The 15,205-nt window shown below is 54.7% G+C and carries 11 protein-coding genes and 1 pseudogene; 5 read left to right on the top strand and 7 right to left on the bottom strand.

From position 1 onward, the window contains the following. Positions 1-4: 4 nt before the first annotated feature. The 6 genes from IEU99_RS09465 to purB form a co-directional block, all read right to left on the bottom strand. Entirely contained in the window at positions 5-2,104 is a 2,100-nt protein-coding gene (locus IEU99_RS09465) for a S9 family peptidase (protein WP_128890770.1), read from the bottom strand. 162 nt (positions 2,105-2,266) lie between these two features. After that, entirely contained in the window at positions 2,267-3,136 is an 870-nt protein-coding gene (locus IEU99_RS09460; protein WP_128889253.1) for a PrsW family intramembrane metalloprotease, read from the bottom strand. Further along, positions 3,129-3,737 (bottom strand): hypothetical protein, encoded by a 609-nt coding sequence (locus IEU99_RS09455; RefSeq protein ID WP_128889252.1) that lies wholly within the window; start codon positions 3,735-3,737, stop codon positions 3,129-3,131. The genes IEU99_RS09460 and IEU99_RS09455 overlap by 8 nt, the downstream gene beginning before the upstream one ends. A 12-nt stretch (positions 3,738-3,749) precedes the next feature. Next, positions 3,750-4,670 (bottom strand): CPBP family intramembrane glutamic endopeptidase, encoded by a 921-nt coding sequence (locus tag IEU99_RS09450; protein WP_128889251.1) that lies wholly within the window; start codon positions 4,668-4,670, stop codon positions 3,750-3,752. Between the two features lie 146 nt (positions 4,671-4,816). Further along, complete coding sequence (locus IEU99_RS09445; protein WP_128889250.1) at positions 4,817-5,710, bottom strand: phosphoribosylaminoimidazolesuccinocarboxamide synthase; 894 nt, start codon at positions 5,708-5,710, stop codon at positions 4,817-4,819. A gap of 60 nt (positions 5,711-5,770) precedes the next feature. Next, entirely contained in the window at positions 5,771-7,198 is a 1,428-nt protein-coding gene (gene purB, locus IEU99_RS09440) for an adenylosuccinate lyase (RefSeq protein ID WP_371869484.1), read from the bottom strand. Between the two features lie 299 nt (positions 7,199-7,497). Between purB and IEU99_RS11090 the strand changes: the two genes are divergently transcribed. The 4 genes from IEU99_RS11090 to IEU99_RS09425 all read left to right on the top strand — a co-directional run bounded on the left by IEU99_RS11090 (position 7,498) and on the right by IEU99_RS09425 (position 12,494). Beyond that, positions 7,498-7,803, top strand: coding sequence for a 3'-5' exonuclease (locus tag IEU99_RS11090; RefSeq protein ID WP_206731220.1), 306 nt, complete (start codon positions 7,498-7,500; stop codon positions 7,801-7,803). A 124-nt stretch (positions 7,804-7,927) separates the two neighbouring features. Further along, complete coding sequence (locus IEU99_RS11085) at positions 7,928-8,125, top strand: BRCT domain-containing protein (RefSeq protein ID WP_206731210.1); 198 nt, start codon at positions 7,928-7,930, stop codon at positions 8,123-8,125. A 497-nt stretch (positions 8,126-8,622) separates the two neighbouring features. Then, positions 8,623-10,707: an ATP-dependent nuclease gene (locus IEU99_RS09430; RefSeq protein ID WP_128889249.1), complete on the top strand. Its 2,085-nt coding sequence runs from the start codon at positions 8,623-8,625 to the stop codon at positions 10,705-10,707. Further along, on the top strand, positions 10,704-12,494 hold the full coding sequence (locus IEU99_RS09425; RefSeq protein WP_128889248.1) for an AAA family ATPase: 1,791 nt from the start codon (positions 10,704-10,706) through the stop codon (positions 12,492-12,494). Before IEU99_RS09430 ends, IEU99_RS09425 begins: the two co-directional genes overlap by 4 nt. Before the next feature lie 612 nt (positions 12,495-13,106). Here IEU99_RS09425 and IEU99_RS09420 read toward each other — a convergent pair. After that, a pseudogene (locus tag IEU99_RS09420) lies at positions 13,107-14,219 on the bottom strand (type ISP restriction/modification enzyme); the annotation flags it as partial. Between the two features lie 315 nt (positions 14,220-14,534). Here IEU99_RS09420 and IEU99_RS11015 point away from each other — a divergent pair. Beyond that, the gene (locus IEU99_RS11015) at positions 14,535-15,203 is read left to right on the top strand and encodes a DNA polymerase family A protein (protein ID WP_206731209.1); all 669 of its coding nucleotides are present in this window, start codon (positions 14,535-14,537) and stop codon (positions 15,201-15,203) included. The last annotated feature ends 2 nt before the right edge of the window (positions 15,204-15,205 follow it).

The following is a 15,205-nucleotide window of genomic DNA, read 5'->3' as shown; positions in this document are numbered from 1 at the left end:
GCCTTTATTCGCGCACGCCCGCAGCCTGATTGGCAAGCCATGCGTACTCGAATGCGGTTTGGTGCCACTTTTCATAGCGCCCGGACACACCACCGTGGCCTGCCACCATCTCCGTTTTGAGCAGGAACTGCCCGCCGGTGGCGGTGGCACGCAATTTGGCGATCCACTTGGCCGGCTCCACGTAGAGCACGCGCGTGTCGTTCAGCGAGGTTACTGCCAAGATATTGGGGTAATCCTTGGCCTCGACGTTTTCATAGGGCGCGTAGGAGGCCATGTACTCATAGACCTCCTGCTCGTGCAGCGGATCGCCCCACTCGTCCCACTCGGTGATCGTGAGTGGAAGCTCGGGCATGAGCATGGAGGTCAGCGGATCCACGAAGGGCACCACGGCTTCGATGGCCTTGAAGCGATCCCCGGCAAGGTTTGCCACGGCACCAACGAGCATGCCGCCTGCAGAGCCTCCCTCGGCCACAAGCTGCTCTGGTGTGGTCACACCACGTTTGATCAGGTGATCTGCCACGGCAATGAAGTCGGTGAAGGTGTTCTTCTTGGTCACGGTCTTGCCCGTGTCGTACCAGCCGCGGCCCATCTCGCCACCGCCGCGCACATGGGCCACGGCGAAGATCATGCCGCGATCCATCAGCGAAAGGCGCGCTACAGAAAAGCCCGGATCAATGGACATCTCATAGGAGCCATAGCCATAGAGCAAGGTGGGGTTGGGTTTGCTTATATCCAGGTCCTTGCGGTGCACCAGGGAGATCGGGATGCGGATGCCGTCTTCGGCCTGCGCCCACAGGCGGGTGGCTACATAATCATCGGCGTTGTAGTGGTACACCTCGCGCTCTTTGAGCACGGTGCGTTTGCCGGTGGCTACCTCATAGTCAAAGACTTCACCGGGCACGGTGAAAGAGCCATAGCTCATGCGCAGCACCGGTGCGTCCCACTCGGGATTGCCGGAAGAGCCCACGGAGTAGAGCTCCTCTTCAAATTCGAGCTCCTCGAAGGTGCTAAAGCCAGGATCGAGCTTCATCACCGCAACGCGCCCGATGGCGCCTGCGCGGTAGCCCACCACGATTTGGCCGAGGTAGGTATCCACGCCTTCGATGCGCACGTCATCGCGGTGCGGGATCAGGGTGGTCATCTCGGTGGGGCGATCCAGCGGCGCCCAGGCCACCTCAAAGTTCGGGCCGGAGAAGTTGTGGGTAATAATCCACAAGTCCTCGCCTTCTACGATGGCGTGGTCAAGGTCGTATTCCTTGCCCTTTTCACGCGGAATCACGCACTCGAATTCGCCTTCGGGGTTGGTTTGTTCCAGCACCCACACCTCGGAGGTGATCTTGGAGGCCACCTCGATCATGAGATAGCGATCGCTGCGTGTGGCACCAATGCCGACGTTGAAGCGCCCGTCTTCTTCACGGAACACACATACGTCCTGCTCAACAGGGGTGCCGAGCTTATGGCGCCACACCGAATCAGGGCGCCAGGCCTCGTCCACGCGTTGATAAAACAGGTAGTCCTCCCCCGCCCACGTCGCGCCGTAGAAGGCGTCGGGGATTTCGTCGACAAGCAACTCGCCGCTATCAAGGTTTTTGATCCGGATGGTGAAGCGCTCATCGCCGGAGGTGTCGGTGGAATAAGCCAGCAGGCTGCCGGAATCGCTTATCGACGCCGCGCCGAGGGAGAAGAACTCGTGGCCTTCGGCGAGCTCGTTCAAATCGAGCAGCACCTGCTCATCGGCAGGCGGGGTGGACTCGTCGATCACCGGCGGCACCCAGGTGCCCAGCTCAGCGGGAACACGGCAAGAAAGCCCATAGCTCTTGCCCTCCACGGAGCGGCTGTAATACCAATATGCGCCCTTGCGCTGCGGCACGGACATGTCCGTTTCCTTGGTGTGCTTCTTGATCTCTTCAAAGATGTTCTTGCGAAGCGTGGCCAGGTGCTCGGTTTCCTGCTCGGTGTAGGCGTTTTCCGCCTCCAGGTACTGGATGGTCTCATCCGATTCCTTGTCACGCAGCCACTCGTAGTTATCCACGAACTCAAAGCCGTGGTGGGTGCGGGTCTTGGGATGGATGGGGGCAATGGGTGGATTGAGCATGCGCACCATCGTAGCCAGTGGGGTCCGATTGCTGGGGGTGCCGGGCTTGAGGCGCGAAGGTTCCTCAGGCAATGAGCAGCATTCAGGCTTGCCTCTGAGCAAGCAACAATAAAGCCGCCCCGGGGCAATTGCAGGCAGTCGTGCAATGCCCCGGAGCGGCGCAGTGGAAACTTAGGCTTGGGTGCTGGGTTCTGTTGGGGTTGCTGGCTGTGATGCGCTGCGTTGGCGCTTGGCCTGCTTCCAGCCACGAACGTAGAGAACGATGAACAAGCCGTAGCTGATAATGGCAGTCACGACCATCTTGAGCAGGTTGATGTAGATGTTCTCGGGGGCGGAGTTCCACGCGAAGTGGAGCAGGAAGCTTAACAAGAGCCAGGCGAGTGCAACACCGATGCGTTTTCCTCGCGACCAACCGGATGTAAACATTGCTTTGGCAATACCCCATCCCGCGATGCCGGTGTACACGCAGTGCAGCGCAGGGCCGAATTTGGTGCGCTGAATCCATGTTTCCAAAGCGCCATCCATATCCGAGACTGGGTGGATCAAACCGCCGGCGATGCCGTAGCCGAGGTTTTCTAGGGCTGCGAAGCCGAGGCCAACCATCACACCTACGATCAGCCCATGCCAGGGGCGGTTCATCTGCTTTGCAACCAGCAGAATCAAGAACACGCCAAGGGCTTTACCAACCTCTTCTGGTAAAGCGCCTGCCAAAGATGCGCCGAATTCTGGAAGTTGTAGTTGGCGCATGAGCTGCATCAGGTACTTACCAGCTAAGGTGACAAAAATTGAGGCAGAACCTGCTCCCCAAAGGAATGCAGCGAACACCCACCACAAGGGGCGACCTGGCCAGGCGGGTGAAATTCTCACGATGAGGTACACCACGGCGATGTAGGCGAGCGCGATCGGAATGCCCTTGATCAGGCCTTCTGGTGAATGCGTCGCAATGGAAAGGCTGGATTTCAATCCAATCGGAATGCCGATGATTAACCCGAGGATCAGCACCACGAGTGCGGGTTTATTTTCAAAGCGAGCGTTAGTCATTGTTGTTCTCCCCGTGCTCGAGTTGGGCCGGATCGGTTTGAGCTTGCACTGAATCCACCACGGCGTCGGCGATGTCTTGATCACCGATCACCAAAACCACCGGGCTATACCCTTCAAGGCCGTCCGGGCGAGGTACGAGCAGGCCAGTGATTTGAGCATCGTCTGCGAGTTCAGGATCAATAGCGTGGGCTTCTTCACGATCAAGGCGTACGACTGTTTGTACGTTGCGATTTTCCACCTTGCCTTCAGGCAACTCGGAGTAGGTGGCGCCCCGTATAATTCTGCGGATAGCCAGCGCTGGATCCTCGTACTCTGCAATGGTGTGTTTGAGCACTAGGGTGCCATCGCAGTCCCAACCTTGCAGCAGTCCCTTGGAAGTTTTGTGGCAGCGCAATGGCTCGCCATCTGCCTGGGTCATCTTGACTTGCCAGGCATCTTCGTTGCCTAGCACCACATCGCTGGATGGGTTGCTTTCTGCCACCGGAGGAAGCATCTTGCTCACGCTCACGGGGATGAGCACGGCTAAGAAGCTTGCAACGACGGCGACGATCACGCCCGCCCAGCCAACCTGGGGCCGGGAATAGTGGGGAGTTTGCTTCATTGAGTGTTCCTTTTAGGTAATCCTTTTTTGAGCGTTCGGTTGAAGTTTCGGCCAGCCAATGGTGAGGAAGATGATCAGTGCGCAACCAAGAAGTGAGGTCACCACTGATCCCTCAAAGCCAAAGGCGCCACCGGAGAGCAGGTCGTGGCCCGGCTCGGGCACCGTCTTGAGTACGGAGGCGTGTACTTGGTTTCCAGACACCTCTGATCCGAAGAAGAAACCCTGGCTGAAATTCCAGGCACCGTGGGCGAAACCCACAAGCCACATGTTGCCGGTGCGGAAATAAAAGAGCGCGAAGACGAAGCCGAAAATGATCAGGTTCGCAATCGGCAGCAGCGTCAGCCCGGGGTTCAAGGCGTGGAATGCCGCGAACGCCAACGAGGTGATGATGATGGAAGGCACCACACCCCAGCGCCGGGTGAAATGCGGCATGAGGTATCCGCGGTAGACCAGCTCTTCCCAGGTTCCCTGGGCGAGGAAAAATACGAATGCTATGGCGATGGGGCCGAGCATTCCGCTTTCGAAATTCCAGGAGATTGCTACCGCGCCGCTCATCGCAATCAGCAGTGCTGCGATACTGAGCAACACCAAGCCACAGAGGATGCCAAGAAGGCAGTGTTTGAGCCAGCCGGTACGGCTAAAACCCAGTGCTTCCCAGGAGAGGTTGGAGGCTTTGATCATCAGCAGCCCGCCAACAACCACCGCGAGGATCATGCCGATCGCGCTTGAGGGACCAAAAAGTTCGCCGAATCCATCGCCCAGGATCAGTGCACTTGCGGCGCTAAAACCTGCTGGGAGCACGGCGAGTACCACCAAGGCGATGATGACGGGCAGGCCTACCTGCCGCCACGTGCCTTGTGCTCGAACTGCTAAGACCCTTTGGCCAAACACCGCACTTTCCATTCTTCGGGAGTGGTAAAGATCCAGACTCACTTAGACATAAACCTAAATGAACCTCGTTCAAGGGTAGCAGATTCGCTTATCTGCATTTTCCCGTGAAAATAACGCAAGGCCTGGGTGGGAAAACACTAACGTCCCGCCTCGTTGATCAAGGCGGGACGAGCTAAGCTGTGTGTTTTTTAGACGCAGCAACCGATCCATTCATTGAATTTCTTGCCGGTGATGCGCTCAAAGGCTTCCACGTAGCGCTCGCGGGTGGCCTCCACTACCGAACCTGGCAGGTGCGGCGGGGTGGCGGTGGACTTCATATCCCACCCGGACTTGGAGCTGGTGAGCCAGTTGCGCACGTACTGCTTATCAAAGCTGGGTTGGACCTGGCCGGGCTCGTAGCCATCGGCAGGCCAGTAGCGGGAGCTGTCGGGGGTGAGGACTTCGTCGGCAAGCACGAGGGTGCCGTCTTCGTCGATGCCGAATTCCAGCTTGGTATCCGCCAAGATAATGCCACGCTCCTCAGCGAGCTTTGCGGCCTTGGAGTAGATGGCCAAGGTGGCCTCGCGCAGCTCATTGGCGCGGGCTTCTCCCAGCTTTTCTGCGACATATTCGAAGGTGACGTTTTCATCATGATCGCCCAGCTCAGCCTTGGTGGCTGGGGTGAAGATGGGCTCGGGCAGCTTGCTTGCCTCTTCCAGGCCCTCGGGCAGCTTGACTCCGCACACCGAGCCGGTGGCTTCATATTCCTTGAGGCCAGAGCCGGTGAGGTAGCCTCGGGCGACGCACTCGAAGGGGATCATCTTCAACTTCTTGCACACCATGGCGCGCCCCAACACAGATTCGGGGATGGCGGGGTCGTCGATAGGCCCTGCGAGGTGGTTGGGGAAATCGAGGTGGTGGAAAAAGTACATGCTCATGGCGGTGAGCACGCGACCCTTATCGGGGATCTCGGGATCCAGGATGTGGTCGTAGGCGGAGATGCGATCGGAGACCACCATGAGCAGGCGGTCCTCATCGATCTCGTACATTTCGCGAACCTTGCCCGCGGAAAGATGTGCGTAAGTAGAAAGCTGAGGGCGCATGAAGGCCAAGTGTAGACCTCCCGCCCTCAGCACGAAACTTACTTCACCCCGCCCCAGGGGCTAGAGGATCTCACCGGGGGTGTACTGAGCTGCCTCTGGGTAACGATTGACCAGGTCACGCACCCGCGCCAAGACGCGATCCACCTGGGACTCGGCGGAACCAATAAAGGCGTGGCGATCTGCCAGCGCAGCCTCAATTTCTTCCTTATTCATAGGTAGACGCTCATCTGCTGCTAGCTTTTCGACGAGCTCCTGTTCCCCACCGTTTTCGCGCATGTTCAGCGCCACTGCCACGGCATTTTCCTTGATCACTTCGTGAGCAGTCTCACGTCCAACCCCGGCGCGCACCGCGGCCATGAGGATGCGGGTGGTGGCGAGGAAGGGCAGGTAGCGCTCAAGCTCGCGGTCGATCATGGCCGGGAAGGCACCGAACTCATCCAAGACGGTGAGGAAGGTTTCAAACATGCCGTCGATGGTGAAGAAGGCATCGGGCAAAGCCACGCGGCGCACCACGGAGCAGAACACATCGCCCTCATTCCACTGCTGGCCAGAAAGGTCAGCCAACATGGTGAGGTAACCGCGCAGAATCACCTGCATGCCGCCCACGCGCTCGCAGGAGCGGGCATTCATCTTGTGCGGCATGGCCGAGGAACCCACCTGGCCTTCCTTGAAGCCCTCCGTCACAGTCTCGTTGCCGGCCATCAGGCGAATGGTGGTGGCAAGGCTCGACGGCCCTGCACCCAACTGCACCAGGGAGGAGACGGCATCGAAGTCCAAGGAACGCGGATAGACCTGGCCAACGGAATCGAACACATTGGCAAAGCCCAGATAATCAGCGATCTGCGTCTCAAGCGAGGCGAGCTTGGCCTCGTCGCCGCCGAGCAGATCCAGCATGTCTTGAGCAGTACCCATCGGGCCTTTAATGCCGCGCAGTGGGTAGCGGCTGAGCAGGTTTTCTACCCGCTCAATGGCCACCAGCATCTCTTCTGCAGCAGAAGCAAAGCGCTTGCCCAAAGTGGTGGCCTGGGCTGCCACATTGTGGGAACGCCCAGCCATGACCAGGGTTTTGTAATTTGCGGCGTGCTCAGCCAGGCGAGACACCACAGCCACGGCCTTGCCGTGAATGAGTTCAAGTGAGCGGAATACCTGGAGCTGCTCGACGTTCTCGGTGAGATCGCGCGAGGTCATGCCCTTGTGCACGTGCTCATAGCCGGCCAGGGCGTTGAACTCCTCGATGCGAGCCTTCACATCATGGCGGGTGACCTTCTCGCGCTCAGCGATGCTGGCCAGATCCACCTGATCCACCACATCTTCATAGGCACGGATGGCCTCGGCGGGCACGTCCACGCCGAGCTCGCGCTGAGCCTTCATCACAGCGATCCAGAGTTGGCGTTCCAGCACCACCTTGGATTCGGGGCTCCACAGGCTTGCTAGAGCCTCCGATGCATAACGGTTGGATAGGACGTTCGCGATTTTCTTTTTAGCCACGCCATTTAGTATCGCACGATAGTGGCGATGGGGTTTGATGGTTGCACCCGCTTGGGGCGTGGCGGGGTTGAGGTAGAGGTTTGGGTGGAGGTGTTAGGAGCGCACGATCCAGGAATTGGAGAAAACGCCCAACGCAAGAATTCGTTGCAATTGACTTTGAAACAGCTAATGAGCAACGGCGCTCCGCTTACGCATTGGATCTGGCTGCTTTTGACAGTCAAGGAAATGTTTTAGATCGCACCTACACGCTGCTTCGTCCGCATTCCGGAGTGAATTACTTCAACCCGGTCAACGTTTGAATTCACGGCATCACTTCAAAAGACGTCGAGGAGACTCCAAAGTGGCCAGAGGTTCGCCCAGCTGTTGCAGAATTCATCGAAGAACGACCGCTCGTCGCCCACAACATTGCTTTTGACGGCTACTTCCTTAAGGATCTTGACGAGACATGCGGCATGCCACCCTTTAGCAACGCACGACTTTGCACCCTCCGAATGGCTCGACTTGCCCTAGCAGATGAGATTGATCGCAAGAGTCTCGACAAAGTCTTGGATCACTATTTTCCCGGCGAGCCCTCACCCCCCCCACGAGGCGAGTGCGGATGCTGAGGCGTGTGGCTGATTTTTTGTCCGAATGTAGGAAGAATTCGGTTTCGAAAGGATTGTTGAGCTATGCCCGCCCGGTGGAACGTCGCGCTCACGCCAACGAACACAACCAACCGTAGACCAATCGGTGGTCAAAGGCCTCCTCGAGGAATGCGGAAGCTCACGTGCACTTGAGGGAGAAAGAGTCACTTTCACAGGCACGCTGCAGCGCGGTCAACGCGCTGACATCCAAAAACTCGTCGAATCGATCGGAGGAAGCTCGGAAAAGAATCTCACGAAAAAGACGAAGATCTTGGTAGTTGGCATTCCGAATCCGAAATTTTGATCGGAGGGATCGTCCGCCTCCAACAAACTCACAAAAGCAACAAAGCTTCGAAATGCAGGCTCGCCTATCGAGGTACTCACGGAGGAAGAATTCTTTCAGCGCCTTGCCGATGAGTAGGGTGCATAGGCTGGGATAAACAACTGAAGTAATGCCATCCAGCTGCAAAATGCTCCAAAGAAGATGACCTGTGGTCAAGCCAGGAAACCAAGTCCGAGTCAATTTTGCAGATAAATAGGAAAGATTTTGGTTACTTCCAGAAACTAGCTTCCACGGTAACTCCACAATCCCACTGATCGAAGCTGGGGTGGTCTACACTTATGTGCAGCGATAGATTCCCCCACCGTAACGGCACTTTGATCTTCGCTTTGAGCTCTTCTCTAAGTCTTACCGGAACAATTTTTATCTGGTCAGAGCACCTGAAGGAGGAGCGTTCAATCAACCGATGGCTAATAATCGATATCTTCTAGCGTCTTTCAGTTTTGCAAATAGGATCACAAATGGCTCAGCAATCCGCGACCCCAAGCCCCAGCGTCGACCAACGTCGGTCGCCCGCCCCAATGAGGATTTCCAAAATTCAGATCCAGAATTTCCGGCTATTGCGAAGCACAGAAATTGATCTGGACTCCGAGACCACCGTCTTAGTGGGCCGTAATAACAGTGGAAAAACTACGTTTGCCGAGGCATGTGCACGCTTTCTGCAAACGCCCCCGTTAAAACTTACTTTGGCTGATTTTTCGTCTGAATGTTATCCCGAGTTTCTTGAAGCATGGGAATTTTACAATTCTGGAGACGAAAAATCCGCAAGAGACACCCTCCCCGCAATCTCGCTCACTGTAGAGATTTCGTATTCAAAAGATTTGCACGCATACGGTCCACTTTCAGCAGCTATCGTCGATCTCGATCCGAACTGCACAAAAGCAAAGATTCGTCTCGAATACTCACTTGGGGGAGGAAAGCTCGCGCACTTCTTTGAAGGGATTGCGGACAGGTCGGACTCCGGAAAAGCGGACCTAGAAAGTGTTCTCACGATCATTAATGATCGAGTTCCAGCGATGTATGGGCGATCAATCACGGCAATTGATCCTGGCGATGTCACAAACAGGCGAGAAATCACCATTGAGGCAATGCAGCGCATTCTTACCGTTCACTTCTTGAAAGCTCAACGAGGTCTTGATGATGAAAAAGAACGACCAAAGGACCTAATCGGAGACATTTTCCAGACACTTTTTGATGCCGCCGCGCGAGAAGAAGATGGAAACAGTCAGAAAAATACCGTGGAAGCACTCAAAGAAGCAGTCGCTGATATTGAGCGCCAGCTGGGTGCAAAAGTCAGTGAAATGGTGGAGGGGCTCATTCCTGCACTCCAAAGCTTTGGTTACCCCGGCCTTGTGGATCCAGGCATCAGAGCCGAAACCACCTTAGACATCGCACGAGTCTTAGGAAAACACACCAGCATCCGCTACGATGGTGCAGCAGGGGTGACCCTCCCCGAATCCTACAGCGGACTCGGATCTCGAAACCTCATCTTAATGCTCTTCACTCTGCTTAGCTACTACCGCGAGTTTGCCAGCAGAGGCAACTTACCTGGATTGCATTTGATATTCATCGAAGAGCCTGAGGCGCATCTTCACCCACAGATGCAAGAGGTATTTATCGAACAACTCGCTTCGGTCTCGATGCTCTTCCCTGCTCTGCACGAAGTGGAACAAAACTGGTGGCCTCAGTTCACAGTGTCAACCCATTCGTCTCACGTTGCCAACCGTGCCAAATTTTCGGCTATCCGGTACTTCAGAGTTGAAAACGCCCCTGAAGCCAACATAGGCTGCCACACAGTTGTTCTAAATCTCACGGACGCAGAGGATATCGATGAGGAGTTCCTTCACAAGTACCTGACTTTGGTTCGCTCAGACCTCTTTTTCGCGGACAAAGCGATACTTGTAGAAGGAACCAGCGAACGCCTTATTGTTCCCGCGGGCATCAGGAATTCTAAGCATGAACTCGGGAACCAGTATGTCACCATCATGGAAGTGGGAGGGGCTTACGCACATTTATTTTTCCCGCTCCTTGATTTCTTGCACATTCCAACGCTAGTCATCACGGACATCGATGCTGTCGAACAATCTGAATCGACATCCCGTCTAGTTGCAACAACTGTGCACTCGGGCACAGCCACCAGCAACGAGACGATTAAGAAATGGTTCGAAAACCCAGAAAAAACAGCAGTGCAAACTCCGACTGACCTTTTAGAGGCTGCAAAGTCGGACGAAATTATCTCGAAGAACCGCTACCTTGCGTTCCAAGTCCCCGAAGCAGATACCGAAGCTTGTGGACGTACGTTCGAGGATGCTTTCCTGCTTGCAAACCCTGAGGTGGAGGGGCTAACTCTTACGAAGGAAATCGGCGACGAGCAGCTCGTACGGGAAGCTGCTGGACGCCTAAAGAAAAGCGATTTTGCATTGCGATTCGCCGTGGACCAGAGTAACTGGAAAATCCCTCGGTATATCCAACAAGGTCTCGATTGGCTAGTTAGCTACCCTACACTGACCGAGCCAGAACAAGCAGCTACAGGCGTGGTTCTATGAAGCACAAAGAAAAATCCCTGGCAAACAACGCTGAACTGATGAGTGAGGAGACAATTGACGCCCTCTTCACGGCTCTCAAGAATAGGAAAAACTTTATACTTGAAGCCGGAGCCGGAGCAGGCAAGACATACTCGCTGATCCAAGCACTGCGGCACATTTTGGAAAACAAGGCCGACTATCTACCTCGCACTGACCAAAAAGTGGCTTGTCTGACATATACAAGAGTGGCTCGAGACGAAATCAAGGCAAGAACTGACGAAGATCCAACCATCTTCGCCGACACTCTGCATGGGTTCCTTTGGGAGATGATCAGCCCTTACCAAAAGGCTCTAGCATCGGCACTTCCATCATTGAAAAATTGGCAGCTGGTTCACGAGCAGCGGCCCGATTTCAAAGAACTTCCGGTAGTCTACGACTTAGGTATCCGTGGAATACACCAAGATCGAATCACACTTCATCATGACGACATTCCCGAACTTGCGATTCAGCTTTTCGGTAATGAGAAGTTTCGGTCACTAATTGCAGATAGGTTCCCCGTCATCTTTATTGACGAATATCAAGACACTCCGCTTGGACTTGCAGATGCGATTTTGTCTGGCTGGGACAGTGACCGTATAACACCTATAGTTGGGTTCTTTGGCGACCACTGGCAACAGATCTACGACAAGACTTGTGGCGCAATTAAGCATTCCTCGCTCGAATACATCCCTAAGAACGCTAACTTCCGGTCAGACAAATCAGTAGTGGATTTCCTTAACCATTTACGACCCGAGCTACCGCAGGCTCCAAAAGCGAACGCCGAAAGTGGCACTGTAACCATTTTTCACACGAACGAATGGCCGGGCAAACGTCTAACGAGGTCTTGGAAGGGGCAAATCTCCCATGAAGCTACCCAATCATGCCTTAGATGGGTTCAGGAAGACTCTCGAATTAGCGTATGGGCAAAGGACTCAAAGAATCTAAAAGTGCTCATGCTCACACACCGCGCGATCGCAAACGAGTTAGGGTACCCCTCCCTTCCAGAGATTTTTCACTACAACGACGCTTTCACACACAAAGAAGATCCCGTTATTGAATTCCTTGTCGACACCCTAGAGCCTGCAATTCAAGCTTTTGTCGAACGCAAATTCGGAGAGCTGTTCCGAATCCTCGGAAGCAAGGGGCCAACCCTGAGAGCACCAAAAGACAAACAACTTTGGGTTAAATTCTTCGAATCGCTCAATTCCAAAAGCATTACAGGAACAGTTGGAGATGTACTCGAGCTCTCACGCCAACAAAGTTTTTTCGCGATTCCCACAAAAGTCGCCGATCGACATCGCCAGCTGACAGAGTCACTTCAGGTGCTGACACCCGACGAAACATTTGAGAAGCCGAGAAGTCTCGACGAGTATGAGAAACTCTTAGCCGTACCATATGCCGAAATACGCGCACTCCGCCAATATTTCGAGGACGGATCCCTATTTTCAACCCAACACGCTGTCAAGGGTGCAGAATTTGACGATGTAATTGTTGTTGTCGGCCGTGGCTGGTCAAAGTATAACTTCGCAAAAATGATTGCCGACCACAACTCGGAACAGCTCCAAAACAGTACGTTTCAACACTCAAGAAACCTGTTCTATGTCGCCGCGTCACGTGCCAAGCACAACCTTGCATTTCTGTTTGTGCAAGAGCTCAGCGATGATGCCATTAGAAATCTCAACGATTGGGCTGGACAAGAAAACGTAATTTCGATATCTTTCGATGAACCAGGTCTTCGGCATACCCTCATGGAGTTTGAACAACGATGAGTGATCAATGAGGTTCTGCTTTCTTCTGATTCACGGATCGCCGGGAGGCTCTACTGCCACTTTTCGTTAGAAACTGAACAGCCGGTTTAGGTTACGGGTGCCATATTCCCACGATTGCGGTTTCGAGCATATACTGCAGACGGTCATCACCATGCCGCTAGTGAAAATTGATCCTTGTTGACACAATCCTTCGAGATTATGTTTGCCCCACAGGAAAGATGCCACGATCTAGCTCCCACCTTGCTATCAGCACCATCGAGGATTCTTTCCAAGTGACGTGCCACCCGCCGCCACACAACAGCTTTCACAGTCATTCTCCCCTGGGGTATCTCACCCCGGCGGAATTTGCCGCTAGACTGCAATCATCCGAACCCTCGGACACTCTAGTTTCGAGTTGACCTAAAAACGGACCCTCACCTGCAGTAATCTACAAGAGTTTAGCAACTAAGCAAGGATCCCGGACGAGACAAATCCTGCTCAAAATCGCAACTCGTGTTGGCGAGAGGCTGCAAATTTTACGCAGTCGAAGCGCAATCATTCCACCAACGGCATGCATTTGCAGCATCTGTACGATCCGCACAGTCTCCACAGCAACACGGGTGACCTTCCCAATCACATCCACAATGTAACGGGGATTATACACCTCGTCTGCCCCCAATCATTAGGGTCCCTAACGATACCCGATGCCTTGTCCTTCTTCACTTGATAGAGGTCGATAATCCAAGCCGGTACTGAACCTGAACCCAACAGGTAGTCTTCCGAATCCTCCGGGAACCCAGTGATCGTCAACTTCGTGTTGTAGAAAGTCTTCGTCACATCATTAACACTCTTGCCGGTCTCGGGACCTTTGCACTTAGCCCACTTCACCTTCGTCAAATGCCACATCTCGCGATCATCTTCAGAGCAGCCCTGCTTGATCTGCACGTCCAGCGGGTACGCCTCCACATCCTCGTATTCGACGTGTAGAGCCGTGAGTTCACTGCCAGCCGCCACCACCATGTCGAACCACTCCCGTGAGATAGGCGTCTCGATGTGCGGCAGCATCTTCTTCAGATCAGCCGCGTACTTCGCGCGATACGCAGTGTCATGCAACTGCCCGTACACGAAATGGAAAATGTCGTCCTTCGTCACATCCCCGAGCGCCGCACGATACTTGGAAAGAATCTCGTCGGCAACGTTGTCCACGTGCCGGTAACGAGAACGGGTTTCTCCATCCTGCCCTTTTTGGCCAGTGGACACCGTCCGCCCCAAATTCAAATCCAACACACCGTCGGCAACCTCAACGCATTTCCACGTCCACCATGGGAAGAACTGCCCAGCGTTAGAAATCCAAGCTACGAGGTCAGGAGTCATCTTGACGGCCACCGCCGAGAATGGTTTAGCGCTTCCCGGATTCACAATGTGAAACCCGATGTTGTCGTGCTCCGGCGGCGGGAACATAGTGAGAAGTTGAGCTAGGCGATGCTTCAAATGTTCATCGAAGTACACGCACTGTCGACAAAATGGTCGATAAATTGACTGAACGATTTGTCCTCTATTCGGCACGATCTGGACACGTCGGGTTAAATAATTGGTCAAACTAGATGACCACTTAATTTCTTTCGGATCAACAAGTTCAGGCAAACGCGTAAACAGCTCTTGGGGCTTCTCGTCAGAGCGGAGCGCGGCAACTGCCTCAGAATACGCCTTAACCAGCCTAACAACGTTATTGATTACCGCCGGTTTAGCAAACGCATAAAGCTAGGAAGCGCGGTTTGTCCTTAATCCCATCGAGTAGCCATAAAAAAACTTCTTCAACTGCGAGTTTTCTTATCACCCAACACCGGTCAGGTCTCGAACTCCTCCGAGCGCTGATTCAACCAGTCTCCATAGATATTGGGTTCAATCGATTCCCCCGTCATCGACTTCATTGAAGCGTGGTTGACAATATTGAGCTTTTTCCGAGCTGTTGACACTCGGGTTTCTTGACCCGAGCCAATGGCGTTGCACGATGGTGTGGTCGGCTTACCTCGGTCTGCCGATGAGCCTGGATGCGGTGGGGTGGCTCTTAACCTCGACGTTCAGAAGGGCACGGCGGGTAAGCAGCGGATCAAACAGTTCTACACGCCAGCCACATCCTCCGTGTTGAATGGTGACGGCACCACGAATCTCCCCGGCAGCCACCCAGATGGTAGGTCACAGTTCGTCGAGTACAGCCGGCGCGTTGTCGAGCTTGAGCTCGCGATCCACGACCGACTCTCGCTGTGTCCGATGCCTGACGCCGAGTGGGCCGCCTACGCCCTGGATCAGAACATCAACGACACGGGAATCCTGCTCGACCAGACCCTCGCAGATGCTGCCGTCGCTCTCGACGACCAGAACCGTAGCGTGACGTTTGCACGGGCGCGGGAGTTGACCGGGTTGGAGAACCCGAACTCACCGATCCAGTTAAAGGAATGGCTCACCACCCACGGCTGCCACATCGATTCCCTTGCGAAGACCGATGTCGAAGCAGCCCTCGACTCCGCCACGGGCAAGATCGAGGAAGTCCTGGAGCTGCGCGGTGACCTGGCGAAATCCTCGGTGAAGAAGCACCAGGCGGTGTATAAACTCGCAGGTGCGGACGGTAGGGCACGCGGCCTCATCCAGTTCTATGGAGCGGGGACGCACCGGCAGGTTCGCCGGACGCCTCGTCCAAGTCCAAAACCTGCCCCGAAACTACCTGCCTGACC

Source organism: Corynebacterium pelargi (genome assembly GCF_014635485.1).
In the GTDB taxonomy this organism is placed as follows: domain Bacteria; phylum Actinomycetota; class Actinomycetes; order Mycobacteriales; family Mycobacteriaceae; genus Corynebacterium; species Corynebacterium pelargi.
This window is presented reverse-complemented; position numbering and strand designations above follow the sequence as displayed.

Excerpts from the sequence above, each read along its gene's own strand:
- IEU99_RS09465 (WP_128890770.1), bottom strand. The coding sequence starts at position 2,104 with ATGGTGCGCATGCTCAATCCACCCATTGCCCCCATCCATCCCAAGACC.
- IEU99_RS09430 (WP_128889249.1), top strand. The coding sequence starts at position 8,623 with ATGGCTCAGCAATCCGCGACCCCAAGCCCCAGCGTCGACCAACGTCGG.
- IEU99_RS09445 (WP_128889250.1), bottom strand. The coding sequence starts at position 5,710 with ATGCGCCCTCAGCTTTCTACTTACGCACATCTTTCCGCGGGCAAGGTT.
- IEU99_RS09460 (WP_128889253.1), bottom strand. The coding sequence starts at position 3,136 with ATGACTAACGCTCGCTTTGAAAATAAACCCGCACTCGTGGTGCTGATC.
- IEU99_RS09455 (WP_128889252.1), bottom strand. The coding sequence starts at position 3,737 with ATGAAGCAAACTCCCCACTATTCCCGGCCCCAGGTTGGCTGGGCGGGC.
- IEU99_RS09425 (WP_128889248.1), top strand. The coding sequence starts at position 10,704 with ATGAAGCACAAAGAAAAATCCCTGGCAAACAACGCTGAACTGATGAGT.